Source organism: Ruegeria sp. K7 (assembly GCF_056531785.1).
Genome location: NZ_JBQFMJ010000001.1, coordinates 484,847 through 507,600 on the forward strand (window position 1 = coordinate 484,847; position 22,754 = coordinate 507,600).

At 57.6% G+C, this 22,754-nt stretch carries 19 protein-coding genes and 4 tRNA genes; 8 read left to right on the top strand and 15 right to left on the bottom strand.

Features of this window, described 5'->3' with window-relative positions; all coding sequences use genetic code 11:
* Window positions 1–6 precede the first annotated feature (6 nt).
* The 3 genes from rnd to purM form a co-directional block, all read right to left on the bottom strand.
* The gene (gene rnd, locus ACR0FE_RS02390) at window positions 7–1,164 is read right to left on the bottom strand and encodes a ribonuclease D (protein WP_480910746.1); all 1,158 of its coding nucleotides are present in this window, start codon (window positions 1,162–1,164) and stop codon (window positions 7–9) included.
* A gap of 113 nt (window positions 1,165–1,277) precedes the next feature.
* The gene (gene purN / locus ACR0FE_RS02395) at window positions 1,278–1,874 is read right to left on the bottom strand and encodes a phosphoribosylglycinamide formyltransferase (protein ID WP_480910748.1); all 597 of its coding nucleotides are present in this window, start codon (window positions 1,872–1,874) and stop codon (window positions 1,278–1,280) included.
* Window positions 1,871–2,917 (bottom strand): phosphoribosylformylglycinamidine cyclo-ligase, encoded by a 1,047-nt coding sequence (gene purM / locus ACR0FE_RS02400; protein WP_480910751.1) that lies wholly within the window; start codon window positions 2,915–2,917, stop codon window positions 1,871–1,873. The genes purN and purM overlap by 4 nt, the downstream gene beginning before the upstream one ends.
* A 180-nt stretch (window positions 2,918–3,097) precedes the next feature.
* On the opposite strand from purM, the gene ACR0FE_RS02405 reads away from it, so the two are divergent.
* A tRNA-Met gene (locus ACR0FE_RS02405) sits at window positions 3,098–3,171 on the top strand.
* Between the two features lie 144 nt (window positions 3,172–3,315).
* Here ACR0FE_RS02405 and ACR0FE_RS02410 read toward each other — a convergent pair.
* Both ACR0FE_RS02410 and ACR0FE_RS02415 read right to left on the bottom strand, forming a co-directional pair.
* Window positions 3,316–3,392: transfer RNA gene (locus ACR0FE_RS02410), tRNA-Arg, on the bottom strand.
* Window positions 3,393–3,615: 223 nt separating this feature from the next.
* Window positions 3,616–4,935: an ATP-binding protein gene (locus tag ACR0FE_RS02415; protein WP_480910753.1), complete on the bottom strand. Its 1,320-nt coding sequence runs from the start codon at window positions 4,933–4,935 to the stop codon at window positions 3,616–3,618.
* A 48-nt stretch (window positions 4,936–4,983) separates the two neighbouring features.
* On the opposite strand from ACR0FE_RS02415, the gene ACR0FE_RS02420 reads away from it, so the two are divergent.
* Together ACR0FE_RS02420 and ACR0FE_RS02425 are read left to right on the top strand one after the other, a co-directional pair.
* A complete protein-coding gene (locus ACR0FE_RS02420; protein ID WP_480910756.1) occupies window positions 4,984–5,898 on the top strand; it encodes an MBL fold metallo-hydrolase in 915 nt (304 codons plus the stop codon).
* Between the two features lie 75 nt (window positions 5,899–5,973).
* A tRNA-Asn gene (locus ACR0FE_RS02425) sits at window positions 5,974–6,048 on the top strand.
* Between the two features lie 81 nt (window positions 6,049–6,129).
* On the opposite strand, the gene ACR0FE_RS02430 is transcribed toward ACR0FE_RS02425, so the two are convergent.
* From ACR0FE_RS02430 to ACR0FE_RS02440, 3 genes are all read right to left on the bottom strand, one after another.
* Entirely contained in the window at window positions 6,130–7,062 is a 933-nt protein-coding gene (locus ACR0FE_RS02430) for a YbjQ family protein (RefSeq protein WP_480910759.1), read from the bottom strand.
* Window positions 7,059–7,433 carry a hypothetical protein gene (locus ACR0FE_RS02435; protein WP_480910762.1) on the bottom strand — a complete coding sequence of 125 codons (375 nt, stop codon included), beginning with the start codon at window positions 7,431–7,433 and terminating at the stop codon, window positions 7,059–7,061. The genes ACR0FE_RS02430 and ACR0FE_RS02435 overlap by 4 nt, the downstream gene beginning before the upstream one ends.
* 81 nt (window positions 7,434–7,514) lie before the next feature.
* Complete coding sequence (locus ACR0FE_RS02440) at window positions 7,515–7,841, bottom strand: hypothetical protein (RefSeq protein WP_170610858.1); 327 nt, start codon at window positions 7,839–7,841, stop codon at window positions 7,515–7,517.
* 269 nt (window positions 7,842–8,110) lie between these two features.
* On the opposite strand from ACR0FE_RS02440, the gene ACR0FE_RS02445 reads away from it, so the two are divergent.
* Window positions 8,111–9,112 carry a helix-turn-helix domain-containing protein gene (locus ACR0FE_RS02445; RefSeq protein ID WP_480910764.1) on the top strand — a complete coding sequence of 334 codons (1,002 nt, stop codon included), beginning with the start codon at window positions 8,111–8,113 and terminating at the stop codon, window positions 9,110–9,112.
* Window positions 9,113–9,595: 483 nt separating this feature from the next.
* A tRNA-Asn gene (locus ACR0FE_RS02450) sits at window positions 9,596–9,670 on the top strand.
* A 21-nt stretch (window positions 9,671–9,691) separates the two neighbouring features.
* On the opposite strand, the gene ACR0FE_RS02455 is transcribed toward ACR0FE_RS02450, so the two are convergent.
* The 4 genes from ACR0FE_RS02455 to zwf form a co-directional block, all read right to left on the bottom strand.
* Window positions 9,692–11,311, bottom strand: coding sequence for a long-chain-fatty-acid--CoA ligase (locus ACR0FE_RS02455; RefSeq protein ID WP_480910767.1), 1,620 nt, complete (start codon window positions 11,309–11,311; stop codon window positions 9,692–9,694).
* A 188-nt stretch (window positions 11,312–11,499) separates the two neighbouring features.
* Window positions 11,500–13,110, bottom strand: a complete 1,611-nt coding sequence (pgi, locus tag ACR0FE_RS02460) for a glucose-6-phosphate isomerase (RefSeq protein WP_480910770.1) — start codon at window positions 13,108–13,110, stop codon at window positions 11,500–11,502.
* 5 nt (window positions 13,111–13,115) lie between these two features.
* Window positions 13,116–13,787 (bottom strand): 6-phosphogluconolactonase, encoded by a 672-nt coding sequence (pgl, locus tag ACR0FE_RS02465; protein WP_170805623.1) that lies wholly within the window; start codon window positions 13,785–13,787, stop codon window positions 13,116–13,118.
* Window positions 13,784–15,238, bottom strand: coding sequence for a glucose-6-phosphate dehydrogenase (gene zwf / locus ACR0FE_RS02470; protein WP_480910773.1), 1,455 nt, complete (start codon window positions 15,236–15,238; stop codon window positions 13,784–13,786). Before zwf ends, pgl begins: the two co-directional genes overlap by 4 nt.
* 163 nt (window positions 15,239–15,401) lie before the next feature.
* Between zwf and ACR0FE_RS02475 the strand changes: the two genes are divergently transcribed.
* Entirely contained in the window at window positions 15,402–16,355 is a 954-nt protein-coding gene (locus ACR0FE_RS02475) for a radical SAM protein (RefSeq protein WP_480910776.1), read from the top strand.
* A gap of 3 nt (window positions 16,356–16,358) precedes the next feature.
* On the opposite strand, the gene ACR0FE_RS02480 is transcribed toward ACR0FE_RS02475, so the two are convergent.
* Together ACR0FE_RS02480 and ACR0FE_RS02485 are read right to left on the bottom strand one after the other, a co-directional pair.
* Window positions 16,359–16,988: a hypothetical protein gene (locus tag ACR0FE_RS02480; protein WP_170677313.1), complete on the bottom strand. Its 630-nt coding sequence runs from the start codon at window positions 16,986–16,988 to the stop codon at window positions 16,359–16,361.
* Between the two features lie 168 nt (window positions 16,989–17,156).
* A complete protein-coding gene (locus ACR0FE_RS02485) occupies window positions 17,157–17,426 on the bottom strand; it encodes an usg protein (RefSeq protein ID WP_170610835.1) in 270 nt (89 codons plus the stop codon).
* Window positions 17,427–17,619: 193 nt separating this feature from the next.
* Here ACR0FE_RS02485 and gyrA point away from each other — a divergent pair, with 193 nt between their 5' ends.
* The gene (gene gyrA / locus ACR0FE_RS02490; protein WP_480910780.1) at window positions 17,620–20,346 is read left to right on the top strand and encodes a DNA gyrase subunit A; all 2,727 of its coding nucleotides are present in this window, start codon (window positions 17,620–17,622) and stop codon (window positions 20,344–20,346) included.
* Window positions 20,347–20,432: 86 nt separating this feature from the next.
* On the top strand, window positions 20,433–21,242 hold the full coding sequence (locus ACR0FE_RS02495; protein ID WP_480910783.1) for a M90 family metallopeptidase: 810 nt from the start codon (window positions 20,433–20,435) through the stop codon (window positions 21,240–21,242).
* Between the two features lie 37 nt (window positions 21,243–21,279).
* Here ACR0FE_RS02495 and ACR0FE_RS02500 read toward each other — a convergent pair whose 3' ends face one another.
* The gene (locus ACR0FE_RS02500) at window positions 21,280–22,752 is read right to left on the bottom strand and encodes a carboxypeptidase M32 (RefSeq protein WP_480910786.1); all 1,473 of its coding nucleotides are present in this window, start codon (window positions 22,750–22,752) and stop codon (window positions 21,280–21,282) included.
* Between the last annotated feature and the right edge of the window lie 2 nt (window positions 22,753–22,754).

Below are 22,754 nucleotides of genomic sequence, written 5' to 3' on the forward strand. Positions count from 1 at the left end.
TCGGCGTCAGAGGGAAACGACCTTCACGACCTGCCCTTTGGCGGCCAGGGCGATCTTGCCCTCACACAGTTTCAGGGCGTCTTCACCGAACACCTCAAACCGCCAACCCGACATGGCTGGCAGTTCACGTTCGCCCGCTGCGATCTGATCCAGCTCGGAACTGGTTGCAATCAGTTTGGCCGCCACACCCGAACTTTCGGTTTTTGACTTTAGCAGAACGCGCAGCAAGTCAGATAGCGCCGGGTTGACCTTGAGGTTGTCGCGCGCCTTGTCGACCAGCGGTAGATCCGACGAAGGGCAATTCACACCTGTTTCAACCGCTGCCAGAATCCCGTTGGCAATTGCGCCTTTGCGCGCCTCGCGCAGCAACAAACGTGAACCGCCCAGATCTGATGCCGTTTTCGGTTTGGTCGATGCCAGCTCGATCAATGCGTCATCCTTGAACACGCGGCTGCGTGGCACATTGTTTTCCTGCGCGTATGCCTCGCGAAACTTGGCAAGCTCACGCACGACAGCCAGAAATCTTGCCGAATTCGTGCGCGTTTTGACACGCTTCCAAGCTTCCTCAGGCCGCATTTCATAAGTGCCAGCCTCGGTCAGGGTGCGCAGTTCTTCGGCCACCCAATGGCTGCGGCGTGTTTTTTCCAGCTCAGCCGCCAGATGTTCGTAAATCTGACGCAGGTGGGTCACGTCCGCCAGCGCATAGGTCTTTTGCGCATCGGTCAGCGGGCGCCGTGACCAATCCGTAAAGCGAGAAGTCTTGTCGACGCCCTGTCGGCAAATCTTGCGCACAAGCGTCTCATAGCCGACCTGTTCGCCAAATCCGCAGACCATTGCGGCCACCTGCGTATCGAACAGGGGTTTTGGGAAGACACCCGCCTCGACCCAGAAAATCTCCAGATCCTGACGCGCAGCGTGGAACACCTTGACGACGTCCTCATTCCGAAACAGGTCGAAAAGCGGTTCAAGCGACAGCCCATCCGACAGTGGGTCCACCAGAACGGCGCTGTCTTCGTCGTTGGAAGGGACGGCAAGCTGAACCAGGCAGAGTTTCGAATAATAGGTACGCTCGCGCAGAAACTCGGTGTCCACGGTGACATAAGGGAAGTCCGCCGCGGCCTTGCAGAATGCGGCCAGCTCTTGCGTCGTTGTCAGGGTTTTCATTCGCCGTACTGTTCTTGCTCTTGCTCTTTCAACTGCCCGTTTTTGACCTCGTCCCGAGCCTTTGAGCAAACCATAGGCAGAATAACAGCCGCGTGTAAATCACCCACAGCGGATCACGGTAGCAGAACTGGCGACCTGTTGCCTTCTGCATACCTTCTCAGCACGGCAGGATACAGTTTGTGTTCCCAGGCCAGCACGCGCTCCGCCAAAGATTCCGGCGTATCGCCTGCTTCGACCCTGACTCGCGCCTGTCCCAGTATCGGCCCGTCATCCAGCGCAGCGGTGACTTCGTGCACCGAGCATCCATGCTCTGCGTCGCCCGCCGCGATGGCCCGGGCATGCGTGTCCAGACCTTTGTACTTGGGCAGCAGGGAGGGGTGGATATTCAGCATCCTGCCCTGAAACTGGGAAACGAAATCGCCGGTCAGCACCCGCATGAATCCGGCGAGGCACACAATATCCGGCTGTGCTTCCTGCAAGTGTTTCAACAGTTCGGCTTCGAAAGCGGCGCGATCACCGTTGAACGGGCGGTGATCCACCACAGCGGTCGGAATGCCCCGATCCGTGGCCTTTCTTAAACCGCCGGCCTGCGCGTTATTGGCCAGAACCAGACAGGGCCGCGCCGGATGGTCGTCGGTCATACTGTCAACCAAAGACACCATGTTCGATCCGCCACCGGAAATCAGGATGGCGACGCGCTTATGGCTCACAGCAATTTACCGGAATAGGACACACCGGGCTGATCGGTAACGGTGCCAATGCGGGAAACGGTTTCTCCGGCTTCAGTCAACAGGTTTGCCAATTCATCAGCACGGTCAGCGGCGCAGACAACGATCATGCCGATGCCGCAGTTGAAAGTCTTGAGCATCTCGGCTTCGGCAATGCCGCCGACCTGAGCCATCCAGCCAAAGACCGGGGGCAGTGTCCACGAACTCAAATCGATTTCGGCACCCAGATCGTCGGGCAGAACCCGAGGCAGGTTTTCGGTCAGACCGCCACCGGTAATATGGGCCAGCGCATGTACGCCCCCGGCCCGGATCGCCCGCAGTGCTTGTTTCACATAAAGCCGAGTCGGGGTCAGCAATGCCTCGCCCAACGACCCGTCACCAAACGGAGAATCTGCATCCCAGCCCAGGCCCGACATCTCGACCAGTTTGCGCACCAGCGAATACCCGTTGGAATGCACCCCATTGGACGCCAGTCCCAGCAGAACATCGCCTTGCCGCACACCTGCCGGCAGATGCGCACCGCGTTCCATGGCACCGACCGAGAAGCCGGCCAGATCGAAATCTCCTTCCGGGTACATGCCCGGCATTTCCGCCGTCTCTCCACCGATCAGGGCACAGCCAGACTGAACGCAACCTTCAGCAATACCTTCGATGATCCGGGCTGCTGTATCGGTATCCAGCTTGCCGGTCGCAAAGTAGTCCAGGAAAAACAGCGGCTCGGCCCCCTGACAGATCAGGTCGTTGACGCACATGGCGACAAGATCGATGCCCACGCCGTCGACAACGCCAGTATCGATGGCAATCCGCAGCTTCGTTCCAACTCCGTCCGTCGCACCGACCAGGATCGGATCGGTGTATCCCGCGTCTTTCAGATCGAACAGGGCGCCAAACCCGCCCAGGCCGCTCATCACTCCGGAACGGTTGGTCCGCTTGGCCGCAGGTTTAATGCGGTCCACCAATGCGTTTCCCGCATCAATATCGACACCTGCGTCAGCATAGGTGATTCCGTTCTTGCCCGCTGTCATGGCCAACCCTTCCTGAATGCTATTCGCGCGGGTTATTCGATTGCGCCGCGCGTTGCAACGGTCAGGCGCAACAGGTGTGTCACTGAACGCCGTCGGATGCCGTGAACGCCAAGAATTTCAGATTGAGCACCGAACACTCTTGGCGTGCCGATAACATTGCTGTACGTAGCGCCTGTTCCTGGGGGATTAGCTCAATTGGTTAGAGCAGAGCGCTCATAACGCTTTGGTTGGGGGTTCAAGTCCCTCATCCCCTAGGAGAGTGGATTTCCTCATATTACGTTCAGGTACTGTCCGGTGTTAGTTGGACAAGGAACAATAGTTCCGATTCGCGGTCCAGAATCATAACCTTAGCCAGGTGTGGCGAACCTTGTGCAGCGAGAGGGTGGATACCGGAAAAGTGGTGAGCCGTGCAGGACTCGAACCTGCTGCCTCCAAATTAGGAATTTGGCGCTCTATCCAGATGAGCTAACGGCCCTTGCCTCCCAAAGTAATTCGGGGAATGCCCGGACAATGTCAACGGTGTAACGCTTTTGCATTACCGACGGCCGGCCAAGGCACTCAATTTGCTTTCAGCCGAAATATGAAACGAAGACCGAAAAGGCAAAGGTTACTGGGTATTCTTCCCATAGAGCGCAGTTTCAAGATACCGGTCCGGAAGCCCTCCGCAATCGTAGCCGCGATTCGCGCCGGAACTGCCGTTACCGTCCAATAATGATATCCGCACACAGTCCGCCCAGTCGGCTGCTTTCGGCCAGCCGCAAAACGCCGCCGTGCGCGCGGGCTATGTCGGCCACAATCGCCAGCCCCAATCCCACGCCGCTGCCCTTGTTTTGATTCCGGGACGGATCAAGCCGGGTGAAGGGCTTGACCGCCTCGGTGCGCTGTTCCGCAGGGATGCCGGGTCCGTCATCTTCGACCCTGACCCGCAACGACTTCTGCGTCAGGGTCAGACTGACCTCTGCCCTGTCGCCATAGCGAACCGCATTACCGATCAGATTTTCAACGGCGCGCCGAAATGCCGTCGGGCGCAACATCACGGTTCCTCCGCCTTCGACTGAAACCAGTTCAACCGCTAGCCCGGCGCGCTGTGCATCGTCCACAATCTGCCGCAGCAGGATTTCCGGGTTCACTTCTTCCGGTGCGCCCTCGGCGGCACCCCGCGAAAACTCCAGAAATGCATCCAGCAGCGATTGCATCTCATTCACGTCCTGCAACAGGGGCGCTGCTTCATCCTCGGGCAACATCGACAGACCCAGTTTCAGACGCGTCAACGGCGTTCTCAGGTCGTGGCTGACCCCGGACAACATCAGGGTACGTTGTTCCATCTGACGTTCGATCCGCGCGCGCATGTCCAGAAAGGCGCTTCCTGCCGCGCGAACTTCGGTGGCGCCTCCGGGTGAATACGGCACGACCCTGCCCCGCCCGAAGGCCTGGGCCGCGTTTGCCAGCCGGGTGATCGGTCGCAGCTGATTACGCATGTACAGAAAAGATATCGTTGTCATCACTATGGCGAAGAACACCATCGTAACAATCAACTGATGTGGTGTTGTAGGTGACAGGCGGCGACGGTCGAATGTCAGTTGTAGCAGTCCCAGGTCCGTATCCAGGTACAGCCGGGCTTCGTGACCGCTGGGAAGGGCCACAGCCGTCAGATTCGGAATCAGCGCTCGCAATTCCGCTTCCACCTGAGGCGCGATGAAATCGTACCAGCGCCGCCTGCCGACATCGGGCTGTTCGTTCAGGTCAAGAAACCGAAGCTGCATTTCGAGCGTGGCCAGTTCGGGCCGTATCGCAGCCAACACCTGCTGCTGCGTTTCGGCGTGTTCAACGGCCTCGGTCACCAGCATCACTTCACGCGACGTCGCGCGCGTCATCTGCGCGGTGACATCCTCCAGGTGTTTTTGCAGAAACGCGATTCCCACCACCAGCAGCAGGACAGCGACCGGCAGAACAATGATCAAGGCAGCCCGGGTGTACAGGCTGCGCGGCATATATGGTTTGAGCCAATGCGTTGACATGCGCTAAACCTAGCGAGCCGCACCGGCAAGAGAAAGAGCACATCGCCCATGCAAGCCCCCGACGATTTCGACCCGCCGACAGGACAGGCCGAGCAATTGCAACCCGGCCTCAGACGCATCGTAGCTCCAAACCCGTCACCGATGACGTATCGCGGGACCAATACTTATCTGCTGGGCTCAGGCGACGTCGCGGTTATCGACCCCGGCCCCCTCAGCGAACCGCATCTCGACGCCATTCTGGGCGCGCTGAACCCAGGGCAGAAGATCAGCCACATCTTTGTCACCCACAGCCATCTGGACCATTCTCCACTCGCCGCCCCTTTGTCCGCCCGCACCGGTGCGCCGATTCTGGCTTTTGGCGGCCCCGAGGCTGGGCGCAGCGACGTAATGCGCGAACTTGCGCAGAACGGCCTTGTTGGCGGTGGTGAAGGAATAGACGGGGATTTTCGCCCGCATGTCGAACTGGCAGACGGCGAAACCGTTGACGGCGACGGCTGGCAGGTCGAGGTTATTCATACGCCGGGCCATCTGGGAAACCACATCGCGCTCGCCTGGGGTGATGTGTGCTTTACAGCGGATCACGTGATGGGCTGGGCCAGTTCTCTGGTGTCTCCACCGGACGGGGATCTGACCGACTTCATGGTCGCCTGTGAACGTCTTCGTGCCCGTGACTGGTCTGTCTTTCACGCGGGACATGGTTCACCCATTGCCGATCCCGCCGCCCGGTTGGACTGGCTGATCAGCCACCGAAGAAGCCGTGAAGCCCAGATACTGCAGGCACTCAGCCATAACCCCGGAACCGCCCGCGAGCTGGCCATACGGATCTACACCGACACGCCAGAAACACTTCTGCCCGCAGCCGAGCGGAATGTTTTTGCGCATCTTGTTGATCTTTGGGGAAAATCGCGCGTTCGTCCGACAGGAAAATTGTCGACCGACGCTTGTTTTCACAGGGTGGAATAAGCCGAAAAGAATTTTCGTTTTTCCGGTCGTTCTGCTCTGGACGGCGAAATCCGAGGTTGCTATACGGCCCTCAGTTCCGGCGTAGCTCAGCGGTAGAGCAGTTGACTGTTAATCAATTGGTCGTAGGTTCGATCCCTACCGCCGGAGCCAAATTTTCCAATAGGTTACGCAAAAAGCCGCCCGCTGAAAGGCGGCTTGCGTCCCTTATGCGTCCCCGGAAAGAGTGCGATTCTACGGCAATCCGTGGACCTTGAAGATTTCGACGAAGGTCTGGTCCGTGTACGCGCGCAGCGGGTCTGACTTTGCCACGTCATAGCAGGCGTCTTTGATCCGCAATGCCAATTCCGTTTTGAAGGTGCGGTTGTTTTTCTTGATCTCTACGACCCGGAGGATGGCCCCTGCCCCTTGGTGGCATTCGTTCAACTCGACCAGTTCGTCTTCGACCAGGCTGACCGCCTCTGGCGTGTTCGCTTCCTTGGCGACTTTCTTGAGGTAGTCTGCGGCTTGGTCCTTGTCGCCCTTCTCGCAGGCTTGCTGTGACCATCTGATGTAGTCTTTCCAGATGCGCACGTCTTTCTCGGAGACGTCTGCGATCGCGCTGGTGCCGATCAATGCGGCTGCGATGGTGCTGGCGATCAGCCTCATTTCGCTGCCTCCGCCATTTTTTCCGGCCAGTTTTACTGCCGTGCCGGTCGCCGCGACCATCATCATTTTTCCGCTGCCGCCGATGTCGTTGTATTCGATGCTGACGCCGACCACCGCGTCTGCGCCTAGCGCCACGGCTTCTGCCTTGAGGTCTTCCATCGCCTGCTGGCGCGCGTCCTTCATCGCTGTCTGCATTGTCTGCGAGTTGCCCCCAACCGCGCCCCGAAGGTCGGCCATCATGTCCTTGAAGACGCTCACGCCTAAGACGGTCTCGCCCGCGACGATGCCGAGGCGTTCTGTGACCGGCAGGTTGTGCGCCGTCTCCGTGGTGACGATCATGCCCGCCGCTTGAGCTTGGATGGTGCGCTGTTGTTCTTCCCGCTCTGCGATCTCGATTTGGCGCACTTCTCTTGGCGCTCCGCCGCTGTGGATTGCGATTTGGTCGAGGTGGCAGTCTACGCAGTACCCGATCACTTGTTTGAGGAAGCTGACTTTCGTGCCGCATTTTTTGCAGTTCATTTTGTGTTTCCTGAAAACTCTAGTTTTTCCAATTCTTTCGCAAAACTATCCAACCCATAGGCCAAACCAGCGGCGATAAACCGATCCACACATTTCGTTTCTGCAAATTGCTTTCTGTCAATTTCACTGTTTGGAGGAACGTTGGTCCACCAATCCATATTATTGACCCAAGCAGCAGTACCCTTTGCCGGAAAAATTGTCTTGCCCAACTGTTCCTGTACAAAATTCATTGCTTCGAAAAGTTCATAGCTTCCGCTCATTTCAGCAGCGACGTAACATAGACAATGCGCGGTTTGAAATTCCTTCGCCTCGCTCGCGATAGACGATGTTCCAGCAACGGAAGTAGCAATTAAGATTGCGAAGATTTTCACTGTTTCGATCCCTATTTCTTGATTGGCGCGGCGCCCGAACTCAAGTGCCGCACGATTTCGATTGAATCTGAAACTAAGGCATCAGCAATTGGTCAGCTTGGCTTGCAGCGCTAGGACCTTACCCTTGGTGGCCGCGATGTCTCCTGAGACGTCCGCTCCGGACAGGCTAGATACTGGGACGCCAATTAGAAATACGCCCACCGCGTCGCCCACAACTGCGCCTTCCTGCTTGCTCGACAGCGCCGCTAGGCGTGTCTGCTCTTGGTGCAGGATATTTGCTGCCTGTGAACATGACGTATTGGTGTATGCGCCGGCCATGCTTACCGGTGCGATGGCTGATGGCGATTGCGCGCAAGCCGATACCAATGTACCGCCCAACAGGGCCGTAGCGACAACAGCTTTTTTCATTTTTCCGATCCTTTCCTTATTCATGCTTTTCTCAGCAATCAACCTAGGCAAGCGAGCGGTTCACTGATTTTCAAAGATTGCCGTTGAGTTTGTGATTTTTGCCAAAATTGAACTTTTTGCTGCTGAAAAAGCATCAATAGACATCTGTTTTAATGTGATTTTCTCTGAAACATTAACAATGTCAAAAATTGTTATTAAACCACAACACAAAGTCTCGTCGCCACGATAACGACGAGTGTTTTGGGTAGTGCTTAGGGATTGGTCGCGCGATGAGTAAGGTTGATATTTCTCGTTTGAGCCATCTGATAGATGTCTTCAATTCCATTTCGGACGACAAGTCATCTTTGGAGCGAGTTCTCCATGCAGCCGGGCTGTCAGCTGATGATATCGCGCCGAACGTCGAAGAAGTACTTGCTTCAAAGGAAGCAGGATTCGTAAGAGCGGCCTGCGATGAGCTTCGGGACAACATTTTCGGAGCCAAAGCAGGTCTCACCTTTAAGGAATCTGCCTCATTAACGGGCTATATTGCAAAATACTCAAAGAGCCTTGAAGCCGCAATCCGGAACACATCGAGGTTTTCAACTCTAATTGATCCCGCTTTTTCGTACACTCTGAACATATCTAGCAACTATTGTTCCTTCGTAGTGTCCTACAAGGACGCGACCTTCGCGAAGTTCCACAGGCACACCGAGTTCGCTTTATTTGGAGCAATCTCTCGGATGCGATCGCTAACTGGGGTCGATTTCTACCCCGTAGAGGCTCGATTTAAGCACGAAAGAAACTCACCGCGTGATCTCGAAAAAATTGTTGGGTTTCCGCTTTCCTTTGGCGCTGAGAACATAGAGGTTATTTTGCCCCTCTCTGTTTTAGATCTGCCTATTCCAACCTACGAACCTCGCCTGAGAATGCACCTGATGAAGTACGGCGAGCAGTTGTTGAGCCAAGTCCCTAACGAGAAACCCGGCCTCCGATCAAGAATTGAAGCGCTGCTTTCCAACGGGTTACCGGGAAGAATGCTGCCAGCAGAAGAAATTGCCTCTTGTCTTGGCATGAGCAAAAGGACATTTGCGAGAAAGTTGAATGAGGAAGGCTTAGGTTACCGAGAAATCGTCGACGAGCTAAGGTGTGATCTCGCCAAAACTTATTTGAAAGATGGCATCAACGTTTCCGAAATTTCATTCATTCTTGACTACGCAGACTCCGCCGCTTTCTCGACTGCATTCAAAAGGTGGACCGGTGAAACTCCGAGTGCATATCGCCAATCCGCCTAGCTTCTAAGGACGGGGGCGGTTCGCAAGCTTCGGATTTCCTGCCGCGACCCCCGCCCTCCGGTTCTTTCGCGCAACGCGGTTAAATTATTATTATTTTTTAGCGATTTATCAAAGATTATCAAACAATTACAAATAAAGGGAAAAGCCGAAAATTGCTAGGCAAAAGGCCAAACAGGGCCTTAGCTCAATAAACTGAATGAATTCTGATACTTATGAGGATTTGTGGTCGTTGGGCATATTGACCCTCTGGGCGGGCTGGCCAAAAAGACTGTAGAATACTCAGAGCAATCTGGTTTCTGAAGGGCGGTAGAATACAAAGTTTGAATGCCGTCTTTGGGCTCAACGAGACCGTTGGCCGCGCCGTCAAGGAAAGTCCGCCTTGAGTCGCCGCCGTATCAGATCAGAGGAACTTGTACTTCACCCCTCAAAAAAACGTATTTGCATCTGGACCTCCGCTTTGCCTGTTGATACACGCAGCTCAGTTCCGGCGTAGCTCAGCGGTAGAGCAGTTGACTGTTAATCAATTGGTCGTAGGTTCGATCCCTACCGCCGGAGCCAAAATTCCAGAAAACCAAGAGCTTAACCGGTCAGCGCATTCGCGTGATCTGAACGCAAAATGCGTTTCATCACCTTGCCGGTTGCACTCAGTGGAAGGGTGTCGACAAAGACGACCTTGTCCGGGATTTGCCACGAGGCGATTTTCCCATCAAAGAACGACAATATCTCGTCCGGCGCCGGATCCTGCCCCTCGGCGCGGACCGCCACCAGCAGTGGGCGCTCGCCCCATTTGGCGTGTGGTACGCCGACGACGGCGGCCGTGGCCAGTTGAGGATGCGCAACGGCAATGTTCTCCAGTTCTACCGAACTGATCCATTCGCCACCCGACTTGATGATGTCCTTGGACCGGTCGCGGATCGTCATGTATCCGTCCGCGTCCAGCGTGGCGACGTCTCCGGTCGCAAACCAGCCATCCTGCAATAGGTCCTCGTCCTGCATCCGGAAATAGCTGTCCAGCACCCAATGCCCACGCACCAACAGGTCGCCCTGCGTCTGTCCGTCGTGCGGCAGATCGTTGCCTGCGTCATCCACGATTTTCAGCTCGACCCCAAACGGCGGGCGACCTTGGTTTTCGCGCAACCTGTGCTGTTCTTCAACCGGAAGGTCACGGTGTTTTGCCAAAGCAACATTTGCAGTGCCCAGGGGGCTCATCTCGCTCATGCCCCAGGCGTGCACCGTGTCGACACCATAGGATTCCCTGAACGTTTCGATCATTGATGGCGGGCATGCGGCACCACCGATCACCGTACGGTTCAGACTGGCCAGCTTGCTGCCGGACTGTTCGGCATATGCCAGCAAACCCTGCCAGATCGTCGGCACACCCATGGCCAGCGTAACGCCATATTTGTCGATCAGCTTGACCAGCGCTTCCCCGTGCAGATCAGGGCCAGGCAGAACCATGTGTGATCCGGACATGGCACAGGCATAGGGCGACCCCCAGGCATTGACGTGAAACATCGGAACCACCGGCAGGACCACATCAACCGCCGAAAACCCGATGACATCCGTAGCGTTCGACGCAAAGCTGTGCAGCACCGTCGAACGATGGGAATACAGAACCCCCTTTGGGTTCCCGGTTGTTCCGGACGTGTAGCACAGGCCCGCAGCGGTATTTTCATCAAAGCTGGGCCAATCAAAGTCCGCCTTGCCGGTTTCCAGTAGCTCGTCATAGAACTGCAATCCTGGGATCTGCGACAGGGCATCCTGATTTCTCGGTCCCATCAGTACGTAGTGCTGTACTTCGTTCAGTTTGTCGCGCAGCGCCGCGACCAAAGGGATGAAGGTCGCGTCAAAGAACAGGACCCGATCCTTGGCGTGGTTGATGATATATGTAAGTTGTTCGGGAAACAGGCGCGGGTTCACAGTATGGCAGACATACCCGGCACCCGAGGTTGCGTAGTAGATTTCCAGATGGCGGCGGTTGTTCCATGCAAGCGTACCAATCCGGTCCTGCGACTGCAGGCCCAGTTGCGTAAGTGCGGACGCAAGCCGACGCGCATTTCGGGCAATCTCGGACCAGTTGGTCTGTGTGACGGTTCCATCGGTTTCTACCGAATGAATCTCGGTCTGTCCGTGATAGCGTTCCGCATGATCAATCAGCGACGAAATCAGCAATGGCTGCGTCATCATCTGTCCCAGCATGGGCATCCTCCCTTTGGCTGCGCCGCAAGAGGCCCGCGGCGCTGATCCCTGATCATCAATCTGCACCGGACCAAGTCTCGGCGGTCTGATCAGAGCGTCTCCCCCGACAAATCCTGCCAATCATTTAATTGTCTGACAATAAAAGAATGTACAAAACCGCGCTAAGGGAGCCGGTGTTATTAGGGAATTCAGGCTCTGTGACGTAGGGCGTAGCCTACCAAGGCAGCGGTCGAACCGTCCTTTTCCGCAGCCTTTTCGTCGCCGTCGACGATTGGTCCCAGAGATGTGGCCAGCTCTTTACCCAGCTCAACGCCCCATTGGTCGAACGAGTTGAGGCCCAGCAGAATGCCCTCCACGAAAACCCGATGTTCATAGAGCGCAATGATCTGGCCCAGCACAAACGGGGTCAGCTTTGGATAGATCAGCGTCGAGGATGGACGGTTTCCCGGAAACACGCGGTGACGCGCCTGCCGCTCCAGTTCATCGCCCTTCAACCCCTTGTCTGCCATCCGCGACCGCGCTTCCTCCAGCGAACGCCCGCGCATAAGCGCTTCGGATTGGGCAAGGCAATTGGCCAGCAAAAGGCGGTGGTGATGCGCCAGTTCAGGTTCGTGTCCTTCCGCGGCCACCATGAACTCGCACGGTATGATATCGGTGCCCTGGTGGATCAGCTGGTAAAAGGCGTGCTGTCCGTTTGTTCCCGGCTCTCCCCAGACAACCGGGCCAGACGGCACGGTCAACGGGCTGCCATCCATGGCGACCGACTTGCCGTTCGATTCCATTTCAAGCTGTTGGAAATAAGCCGGAAGACGCAGCAAACGCTGATCATAGGGCAGAACGGCGCGGCTGGGATAGCCCAGTACCTGACGGTGCCAGACACCGACAAGCGCCAGCATCACCGGCATATTCTCGGACCACTCAGCGGACCGGAAATGCAGGTCCATTGCCTGACCGCCGCGCAGGAACGCGTCAAAGGCGTTGGACCCGACGGCGATCATCACCGGCAGGCCAACTGGCCCCCAGACGGAATAGCGCCCGCCGACCCAGTCGGCGAAACCAAATACGCGGTCTTCCGGGATGCCAAAGGCCTGCGTCTTGTCAAGCGCGCTTGACACGGCGGCAAATTGACGTGCCGGGTCACCGCCGCCGTCCAGCATCCAGGCGCGCGCTGTCCGGGCATTGGTCATTGTTTCGATGGTCGTGAACGTCTTGGAGGCGACTATGACCAGCGTTCGCGTGGGATCCAGCTGGCGCAAAGTATCCGCAATATGCGCACCATCCACGTTCGAGACATAGTGCAGCCTTGGACCGTCATGGTATGGCGAAAGCGCATGGGTGGCCATGACGGGCCCCAGGTCGGATCCGCCGATCCCGATATTCACTACATCCGTAAAGCTACCGCCTGCCCCAACGATCGAGCCTCCGCGTACTTCTTCCGCAAAAACGCGCATCCGCTGCAATGTGTCCAGAACCTCTGGCATCACATCCTGACCATCGACCTCAACCGGCCCGCCATCCAGATTTCGCAGCGCGGTGTGAAGGACCGCGCGCCCTTCGGTCTGATTTATTTTTTCTCCGCCGAACATGGCGGTACGCTTGTCGGCCAGACCCGCAGAATCGCAAAGCCCGGTCAAGGCATCACGGATTTCGGAGTTGATCAGGGTTTTGGAGTAGTCGAACAGCAGATCTCCGGCAGATGCCGAAAACTGGTGCGCCCGGTCAGCGTCGCTGTCGAACAGGTCCAGAATGCTGTGATCCTTCGCAGATGTTGCCAGCGATTTGAGAGTGTCCAACTGCATTGCCATCACTCCGCCCAGTGAACCGTCAAACCGCTCAGAACCGCGGCGATCGGCGCTTCTTCCGGCGGCAGTGACATTGCGCGTTCCAGCGCCTCGCGCTTGGATGCGCCATAGATGACCAGATGTTTGGACAGCGCCCCATCCAGTACCGGCGCGGTCAGGGTGATGCGCGCTTCGGGCTGAACTTCGGTGCGAGCCACCGCCAGCGTAGGTGCGTGGCTGCTCAGGGCTGCTTCAAGCCCGTCCATCCCGGGAAACAACGATGCCGTGTGCATGTCTTCGCCCATGCCCAGCACCAGAACCGACAGAGGCAGAACCGGGGCAATCAGGCTTTCAATCTCTGGTAAAATCTCTTCGGGCGCCTTGCCGGAAACATAAAGCGGAAGATATTGCGCGACCGAGGCCCGGCTGGTCAGCAAACGCTCGCGAATAAGCCGTTCGTTCGAGCGGTCGTGGTCGCCCGGAACGCAGCGTTCATCCGTCGGCAGGACACATACCCGGTCCCACTCAAGATCGGCGGCGCAAAGCCCATCGAAGATCGGCCCCGGTGTCGTGCCCCCCGGAACAGCCAAAGACACCACGTCATGGTGCAGCAAGGCCGCCTCAAGATCCCCGGCCAACGCGTTTGCCACATCGATGGCCAGCATGTCGCGGTCTGCATATTCCTGAATATTCATGGCTTTATCCCTTGCCAGTGGCGACCATCTCTTTTCATCAGCTGCTCGGCGTCGCCCGGACCGGTGCTGCCTGTATCATAGGGTTTCGGCACGTCACCCCGCGCCTGCCACCCGGCAATGATCGGGTCGGTCCAGGCCCACGCGGCCTCGACCTCGTCCCCGCGCATGAACAGGGTCTGGTTGCCCCGGATCACGTCCATGACAAGCCGTTCATAAGCGTCCGGCGGGTCCTGATTTTCGGGGCCCAGAGCAACGGCAAAGCTCATGTCCAGCGGCACGTCGATCAGACGCATCCCCCCTTGTCCCGGTTCCTTGATCGTGACCTTGAGCGTGATGCCCTCATTTGGCTGCAGCCGGATGGACAGCGCATTGGCATGCCGCCCGGATTCCTCACCAAAGATCGAGTGCGGCGCATCCTTGAACTGCACATTGATCACCGAGGACCGCGCCACCAGCCGCTTGCCTGTACGCATGTAGAACGGGGTCCCCGCCCACCGCCAATTGCTGATATGGGCCCGCAAGGCCACGTAGCTTTCCGTGGTCGAACGCGGGTTGCCCACAACGTCACGATAGCCGGGCATGCCGCCGCCTGCCGCAAATTGACCGCGCACGATGTGGTGCGGCTCAACCGGGTCCAGTGCACGAATGACTTTCAGTTTTTCATCCCGCACCGCGTCCGGGTCGAACTTGGCCGGCGGTTCCATCGCGATCAGGCACAGAAGCTGCATCAGATGGTTCTGCATCATATCACGCATTGCACCTGCGCGGTCATAATACTCCTCGCGGCCGTCTATGCCGACGGTCTCGGCAACGGTGATCTGGATGTGATCGACATACTGGCTGTTCCACAACGGTTCGAACAGCATGTTCCCGAAGCGGACGGCCATCAGGTTCTGAACCGTTTCCTTGCCCAGGTAGTGATCAATCCGATAGATTTGCCCTTCTTCGAAATGCGCCGCCAAAGTCGCATTCAGGGCCCGCGCACTGTCCAGATCATGCCCAAAAGGTTTTTCAACCACGATCCTGGTTTGCGATGTCGCCAGATCGTTGGATTTGATACGCTCTGCAAGTGGGCCAAACAATCTTGGACCAACCGAAAAGTAAAAGGCGCGGATGCGGTCGATTGTCAGTTTTTCCGCCAGCCGGTCCCATCCCACTGTCGACAGGCCGTCCAGAGCGACATAATCGACACGTTGAAGGAAGCTTTCCAGCGCCGCTTCGTCCTGACAATGCCGGGACGCGTGCTGACGCAGAGATTCGGCCACGATATCGCGGAACCCCTGGCAGTCATGATCCCCTCGTGCCGCGCCGATGATCTGAACATCGTCGGGCCATTGCCTTGCACAGAACCTCCGGAACAACGCAGGAAGAATCTTGCGCTTTGCCAGATCGCCGGTTGCGCCGAAAATGACCAGATCGAACGGGTCCACAGGTATGACACGAGAAACCATGGGTTTTCCTTACCTTGCCCCTGACGGCATGTCCAATGTTAGCGCAATCAATCGTCAATTCTCGCAGGTCATCAAAACTCTGTCAGGACCGCCGCGTCATACTTAACTCTGCTGTCCCGAAAGGTTAAGTCATTCTGACGACTGCAAGGAACCGGATACGGGAATGAAAGACAACGCTGCCCAAATCGCCAATGCTGGAAAATTTCAGGACAAACTGATGACAGCAGACGGTCAGATTCGCGCCTCGGTAAAGCTGAGCAATCCCGAAACGCTTTGGTTCAACACCGGAACCCTATGCAATATCGAATGCGTGAACTGTTATATTGCCAGCAGTCCAACCAACGATGCTCTGGTCTATATCACGGCGGCGGAGGTGACTGATTTTCTGAAGCAAATCAAATCCAGAAACTGGCCGGTCCGCGAAATTGGATTCACTGGGGGCGAGCCGTTCATGAACCCCGAGATGATCGACATGACCCGGGCCGCCTTGGAACACGGGTTTGAGGTCCTGATCCTGACCAACGCCATGAAACCGATGATGCGCCGCAAGATGCGCGAGGGCCTTTTAGGTCTGCAACGTGACTTTGGCGACAAGCTGACATTGCGGGTCTCGGTCGATCACTTCCTGCCCGAACTGCACGACAAGGAACGCGGCACAGGAAGCTTTGGCAAAACCCTGACCGGGATGGAATGGCTGCGCGACAACGGGATCAAAATGGCGGTTGCCGGTCGTACGGTCTGGGGGGATACCGACACAGAAAGCCGCGCCGGCTATGCGGCGGTTTTTGCAGAGCATGGCTTTGACATCGACGCGCACGACCCGGGTCAAACTGTCCTGTTTCCCGAGATGGACGAAACCGCCGAAGTACCTGAAATCACGACCGCTTGTTGGGGCATATTGGACAAATCTCCCAATAGCGTCATGTGCGCCTCGTCCCGCATGGTGGTCAAACGCAAAGGCGCGGATCGTCCGGCGGTTCTGGCCTGCACCTTGCTGCCCTACGCGCCTGAGTTCGAGATGGGGCCGACACTTGCGGACGCCGAGGCGGACGTGCACCTGAACCACCCCCATTGCGCCAAATTCTGCGTCCTGGGCGGCGCAAGCTGTTCCGCCTGAACCTCAGTTCAGTTCCGGGGATTTCCAATATTTGGTTCCGGACGCCCCGGCAGAGACGCGCCAGCCCTTTTTGCTGAGCACAAAGAATGAACGCCCCTCGGTGAAACGGACCGTCTCGCTTTTGCTGTCATCGCCGTACATGGCACCGGATTCAGCCGTCGCGTCGTATCCGTAAGCGATAAAGTGTTCCAGATCTGCGGGGGTCTCGAACAGGATGACGAACTTGGTTTCAAAACCGCCAATGCCGATGGCTGCACCAACCCCACCTGTTCCCATGTTCATGTAAGTGTGCTGACCTGTTTCTTTTGATACCGCCACGCCTCGGCCATATCCTGCGGAAACAGGAAAAACCGTGACTTTTCGGGAATCAAACACCGCGTAGCCCGCACTGATTTCGTAAAGAAACGCCGCATCCGGGTTTTCCGCCAGCAACTGGGTCAGTACCGTTTCCGCCATAGCATCCAGCTTGGCGCGTGTTTCTTCCGGGGTGGCTTCGTTAGACACCAGATCGGCGGTTGAATTGAGCGTCTCATCAACCGCGCCTGCACCCTTCTTGAGTGTCCCCCCGACGGCTTCGGCCCCCTGACCGATGGCGTCCGCCGTGCTTTCAGCACCCTTTTTTATCTTGTCCAAAACTCCTTCGGACGATGCCGGCCCGCAAAACGTCAAACAGGCGGCAACCGCAATCATTACTCTCTGCATCAGGCTAATCCGTGTGTGATCCGAAGTCTGAAGCGCACCTTAACCGATACAACAGAAAATGACACAGGCAACATCAACAGCTGCCTTTCTGGTCCGTTTTCAGTTCACCCGAAATTCACCTACCATGTTACGCCATTCACCCGGTGCGATCATCTTGCGATGCGTGAACCGGACGGAATGAAGCGGCCCTTCGATTTCGCGTTGCCAAAAGTCAATGAAATCAAACAGCTTCGGGTGATCCGGCGCAAGATCGTAATCCTGCCAGATGAACGTATTCAGGACATGAATGTAGTCGGGCATGTGATAGAAGAATTCCGCTGTTGTCAGCCCGTACCCCTTTAACATCAGCTCCGTTTCACTTCGCTCCATGCAGACCTCCGATTTCTGTCAAGGTCTCTTCAGCATAGCATGCAAACCACCTAATCCTTACTTAACAATATGTTACTCTGATGTTACCGAGGTTATTCTTGCGCGATTACGCAGGTTGCTTGCACCTTATGTGCCGGGTCTGATAAGGTGCATCCACAAGATATAGACTCCGCACAAAGAACGGGCAGTTTACGTGAGCGATACGCCAGAAACCCCTGAAAACATGGACGAAACCCCACCGGCACGCCCCGCTTATGACGGCCCGACGGTGTCCATCGAATCCGAGATGCGCACGTCGTACCTCGATTATGCGATGTCCGTCATCGTCAGCCGCGCCATCCCCGATCTGCGCGACGGGCTGAAACCGGTCCACCGGCGTATCCTCTATGCTATGCACGAGACGGGGAACACGCACGACAAGGCATACCGCAAGTCCGCGCGTCCTGTTGGCGATGTGATGGGTAAGTACCACCCGCACGGTGACAGCGCGATCTATGACGCGTTGGTGCGGATGGCGCAGGATTTCTCGATGTCGCTGCCGCTTCTGGATGGTCAGGGCAACTTTGGATCGATGGACGGCGACAACCCGGCGGCCATGCGGTACACCGAAGTCCGAATGGACAAACCTGCTGCGTCGCTGCTGGCCGATATCGAAAAAGAGACGGTCGATTTTCAGGACAACTACGACGGCAAGGACAAGGAACCGACTGTCCTGCCCGCGCGCTTCCCGAACATGCTGGTCAACGGTGCCGGCGGTATTGCCGTTGGTATGGCGACCAACATCCCGCCACATAATCTGGGCGAAGTGGTCGATGCCACGCTGGCGCTGATCGACGATCCGGACCTGACCTCCGAGCAACTTATCGAATACGTCCCCGGTCCCGATTTCCCGACCGGCGGCGTGATGCTGGGCCGCTCCGGTGCGCGCAAAGCCTATCTGGAAGGCCGCGGCAGCGTCATCATACGCGCCAAGACCCGCGTCGAGGAGATCCGCAAAGACCGTTACGCCATTGTCGTGGACGAGATTCCCTATCAGGTGAACAAAGCTGCGATGATCGAAAAGATCGCCGAAGCCGTGCGTGAGAAACGCATAGAAGGCGTTGCTCATGTACAGGACGAGTCCGACCGCAACGGTGTACGCGTGGTGGTCGAGCTGAAGCGCGATGCAACGCCCGAAGTGGTTCTGAACCAGCTTTACCGGTTCTCGCCGATGCAAACCTCGTTCGGCTGCAACATGCTGGCGCTGAACGGTGGCCGCCCCGAGCAGTTGACCCTGCGCCGCTTCCTGACCTCGTTCATCGACTTCCGCGAAGATGTTGTCGCCCGCCGCACGGCATACGACCTGCGCAAGGCCCGCGAACGCAGCCATATCCTGTGTGGTCTGGCAGTGGCCGTTTCGAACGTGGACGAGGTGGTCGCCACGATCCGCTCATCCGCCGACGCCGCCGAGGCGCGCGAGAAGCTGATGACCCGCCGCTGGCCCGCTGCCGAAATCGAGGGCTACCTGCGCCTGATCGACGACCCTCTGTCAAGAATGAACGACGACGGCACCTATAACCTGACCGAAGTTCAGGCCCGTGCCATCCTCGAACTGCGCTTGCAGCGTCTGACTCAACTGGGCGTCAAAGAGGTCACGGACGAGCTGGAGCAACTGGCCGCCAAGATCAAGGAATACCTGGGTATTCTGTCCTCGCGCGAGCGCATCATGGGCATCATCGGCGATGAGTTGCGCGAAGTGCGTGACCAGTTCGCCGTTCCACGCCGCACCGAGATTGTCGACTGGTCCGGCGACATGGAAGACGAAGACCTGATCGAGCGTGAAGACATGGTCGTGACCGTCACTTCGGGCGGGTACATCAAACGCACGCCGCTGGCCGATTTTCGCGCCCAGAAACGCGGCGGCAAGGGTCTGTCGGGTATGCAAACCAAGGAAGAGGACGTGGTCACCACCCTCTTTGTGGCCAACACCCATACGCAGTTGCTGTTCTTCACCACCGACGGGATGGTCTACAAGCTCAAGACCTGGCGTTTGCCGCAGTCCGGGCGCACCGGCAAGGGCAAGGCTATCGTCAACATCCTGCCGATCCCGACCGGCGTCTCCATTGCGGCTATCATGCCGGTGGATGTACCGGATGATGAATGGGAGAACCTGCAGATCGTATTCGCCACCAGCGCCGGGGATGTGCGCCGCAATGCGCTGAGCGATTTCACCAACGTCAAGCGCAACGGTAAAATTGCGATGGACCTGCCGGAAGGCGTGGAACTGGTGAATGCGCGCATCTGTTCGGAAGATGACGACGTGATGCTGGTCACCAATTCCGGCCGCGCGATCCGGTTTCAGACCACGGCTGTCCGGGTTTTCAAGGGCCGCAAGTCGACGGGTGTACGCGGCATCAAGCTGACCAACGGCGACCGGGTCGTTTCAATGTCGGTCATCCGCCATTTCGAGGCAACCTCGGACGAGCGTGCCGCTTATCTCAAAATGCGCCGCCTGATGGCCGGTGTTACCGATGAGGCCGAGGCCGACGAGGATGAAGGCAACGCCGACAGCGTTCTGCCTCAGGAGCGGTATGCCGAGATGTCGGCGGCCGAAAACCTGATCCTGACCATCACGACAGGCGGTTCGGGCAAGCTGAGCTCCAGCCATGATTACCCGGTTCGCGGGCGCGGTGGCATGGGCGTTGCGGCCATGGACAAAGCCATGCGCGGTGGCGAACTGGTGGCTTCGTTCCCGGTTGAAATCGACGATCAGATCATGCTGGCCACCTCCAAGGGCCAGTCGATCCGGGTGCCGGTCGATGGCATTTCCTTCCGCTCGCGTTCGGCAGGTGGCGTGAAGGTGTTCAACACCGGGAAAGGCGAAGAAGTCGTCAGCGTTGCCTGGATTGCCGATCAGGGCGACGAAGAGACTGAAGAGTAAATTCTGCCGGGCCGCGCAGTCATTCTCTGCGCGGCCCGGCAGCAAAAAGCGTTTCTGTCTCGGTATCTTCCGAATAGAGTGACGCCATGTTCATCCTGATCGCCTGCCTGCTGCTTGTCACCGGTTTCCTCGGCTATCGCTACTGGTCCAAAAGGCAGACACGGAATTCTTTGCTGGCGTCTCCTTTGTCCGATCACGAGCGTGCCGTGATCGCCGATCAGGTTCCGATGATCAGACGGCTCCCGGCCCGGTTTCGGACCACGCTGGAGGGCAAAGTCAACCTGTTCCTCGATCAGGTCGAGTTTTATGGCTGTGACGGGCTGGACGTGACCGAGGAGATGCAGCTTTCGATCGCGACGCAGGCCTGTCTGCTCGTGGTGAACAGTGATCTTTGGTACAACAATCTGACCACGATCCTGATTTATCCCAGCGCTTTCAAATCCCGTCAGAGCCGACGCAGCGGTTACGTCGTGACCGAAAAAGAAATCGTCCGCACCGGTGAAAGCTGGGACCGGGGGCCGGTTATCCTATCCTGGGCGCATAGCCGTCAGGGCGCGATGGATGACCGTGACGGGCAGAATGTCGTATTGCACGAATTCGCCCACCAGATCGACGACCTGTCAGGCGGCACAAACGGCGTACCAGTCCTGAGCGAAGGTCAGAGCTTTGCCGAGTGGGAACGCGTCTTCCTTACCGCTTTTGACGCCCATGTTCACGCGGTCGAGACCGGGCGTCACACTGTTATCGATCCGTATGGCGCCACCGGGCACGAAGAATTCTTCGCGGTTTCTGTCGAGGTGTTTTTCGAACGGCCCCAAGCTCTGAAACACGAGGTGCCGGATGTATACGAACAGTTGTCCAAACTGTTTCGTCTGGACCCGGTGACGTGGGGTTGAACTGCGGCCCGGCTGCGAAACCCCGGGCGCAATTCTTTCAACACAATCCGTAAATCGATCCGAACTTTTCTTCCAGATAAGTCAACAGCGGCTCTGGACCCGGCTCCAAACCACTGGCGCGGGCGATGATTTCCCGCGGCGCATACAGCCCGCCATGACGCTGCACATTTTCGCGCAGCCATCCGGTTGCACCCGATGTATCGCCCTTGGCAAGCTGCGCATCCAAACCCGGAACTGCGGCGCGCAAGGCCTGATGCAGACACCCTGCATAGACATTGCCCAGCGAATAGGTCGGGAAGTACCCAAACAGCCCGACCGACCAGTGCACGTCCTGCAAACATCCGTTCGAGGGCTTGTCGACCGCGTAACCGAAATCGGCCTTGAACCGGTCGTTCCAGGCAGCCTCCAAGTCACTCACCTGCAGATCACCTGCCATCAGCGCACGTTCCAGATCAAAGCGCAGCATGATGTGCAGATTGTACTGCACCTCATCCGCTTCGGTCCGAATGTACCCGTTGTGGACGCGGTTGACGGTTGCATAAAACGCCTCCGCATCGGGGATTCCAAAACCGCCGAAAACCTCGACCATCTGACCGAACAGCCAGCCCGTGAAGGCGCGCGAGCGGCCCAGCTGGTTCTCGTATATCCGGCTTTGGCTCTCATGCACGCCCATGGACACGCCGCTGCCCAGCGGGGTCAGCAGATAGGCACTGTCAATGCCCTGTTCATACGCGGCGTGGCCAACCTCGTGAATCGTTGAGTAGAAACAATTGAACGGGTCGGTCTCGCTGGTCCGCGTGGTAATCCGCACATCCAGACCAGAGCCCGAGCTGAACGGATGCACCGCCTTGTCCACGCGGCCGTTGTTCAGGTCATAGCCGAAGGCTACAGCCAGCTGTTGCGACAGTTTCATCTGCGACGCTTCATCAAACCTTCCGCTCAGCGCAGCCGGTTCCGGTCGGTCCAGAACCGCAGCACGCAGGGCAACCAGCCGCGGGCGCATCTCATCAAAGATGGCGGCGATCTGGGCACCCGTCGTATAGGGCTCATAATCCTCGACCATAGCGTCATAAATGTCGCCGCCCTGCGCCAGGGCCTCACCTTCCTGACGTTTCAGCGAGACGACCTCAGCCAGAACCGGAAGAAAGGCCGATACATCTTCATCCGCACGAGCCTGCGCCCATTTCCCCTGCGCCGCAGATGTCACGCGGGCAATTGCCGTCGCCAGATCAGCCGGCACCTTGACCGCCCGTTCATAAGCACGGCGAATTTCGCGCAACTGGGCCTTGCCGATCTCGTCTTGAGGCGCGGCCTGATCCAGCCAATCGGCCACCCGCGGGTCAGACCGACGGGCATGCAGAACCGCCTCGATCGCCGCCATTTCCTCGGCCCGTTGAGGGGCAGCCCCACGCGGCATGACTGTTTCCTGATCCCAACCCAAACGCCCGGCAATCTGTCCCAGGGCCGAAGTTTCGCGCTGAAAAGCCATCAGGTCATTGAATGCAGTCATGT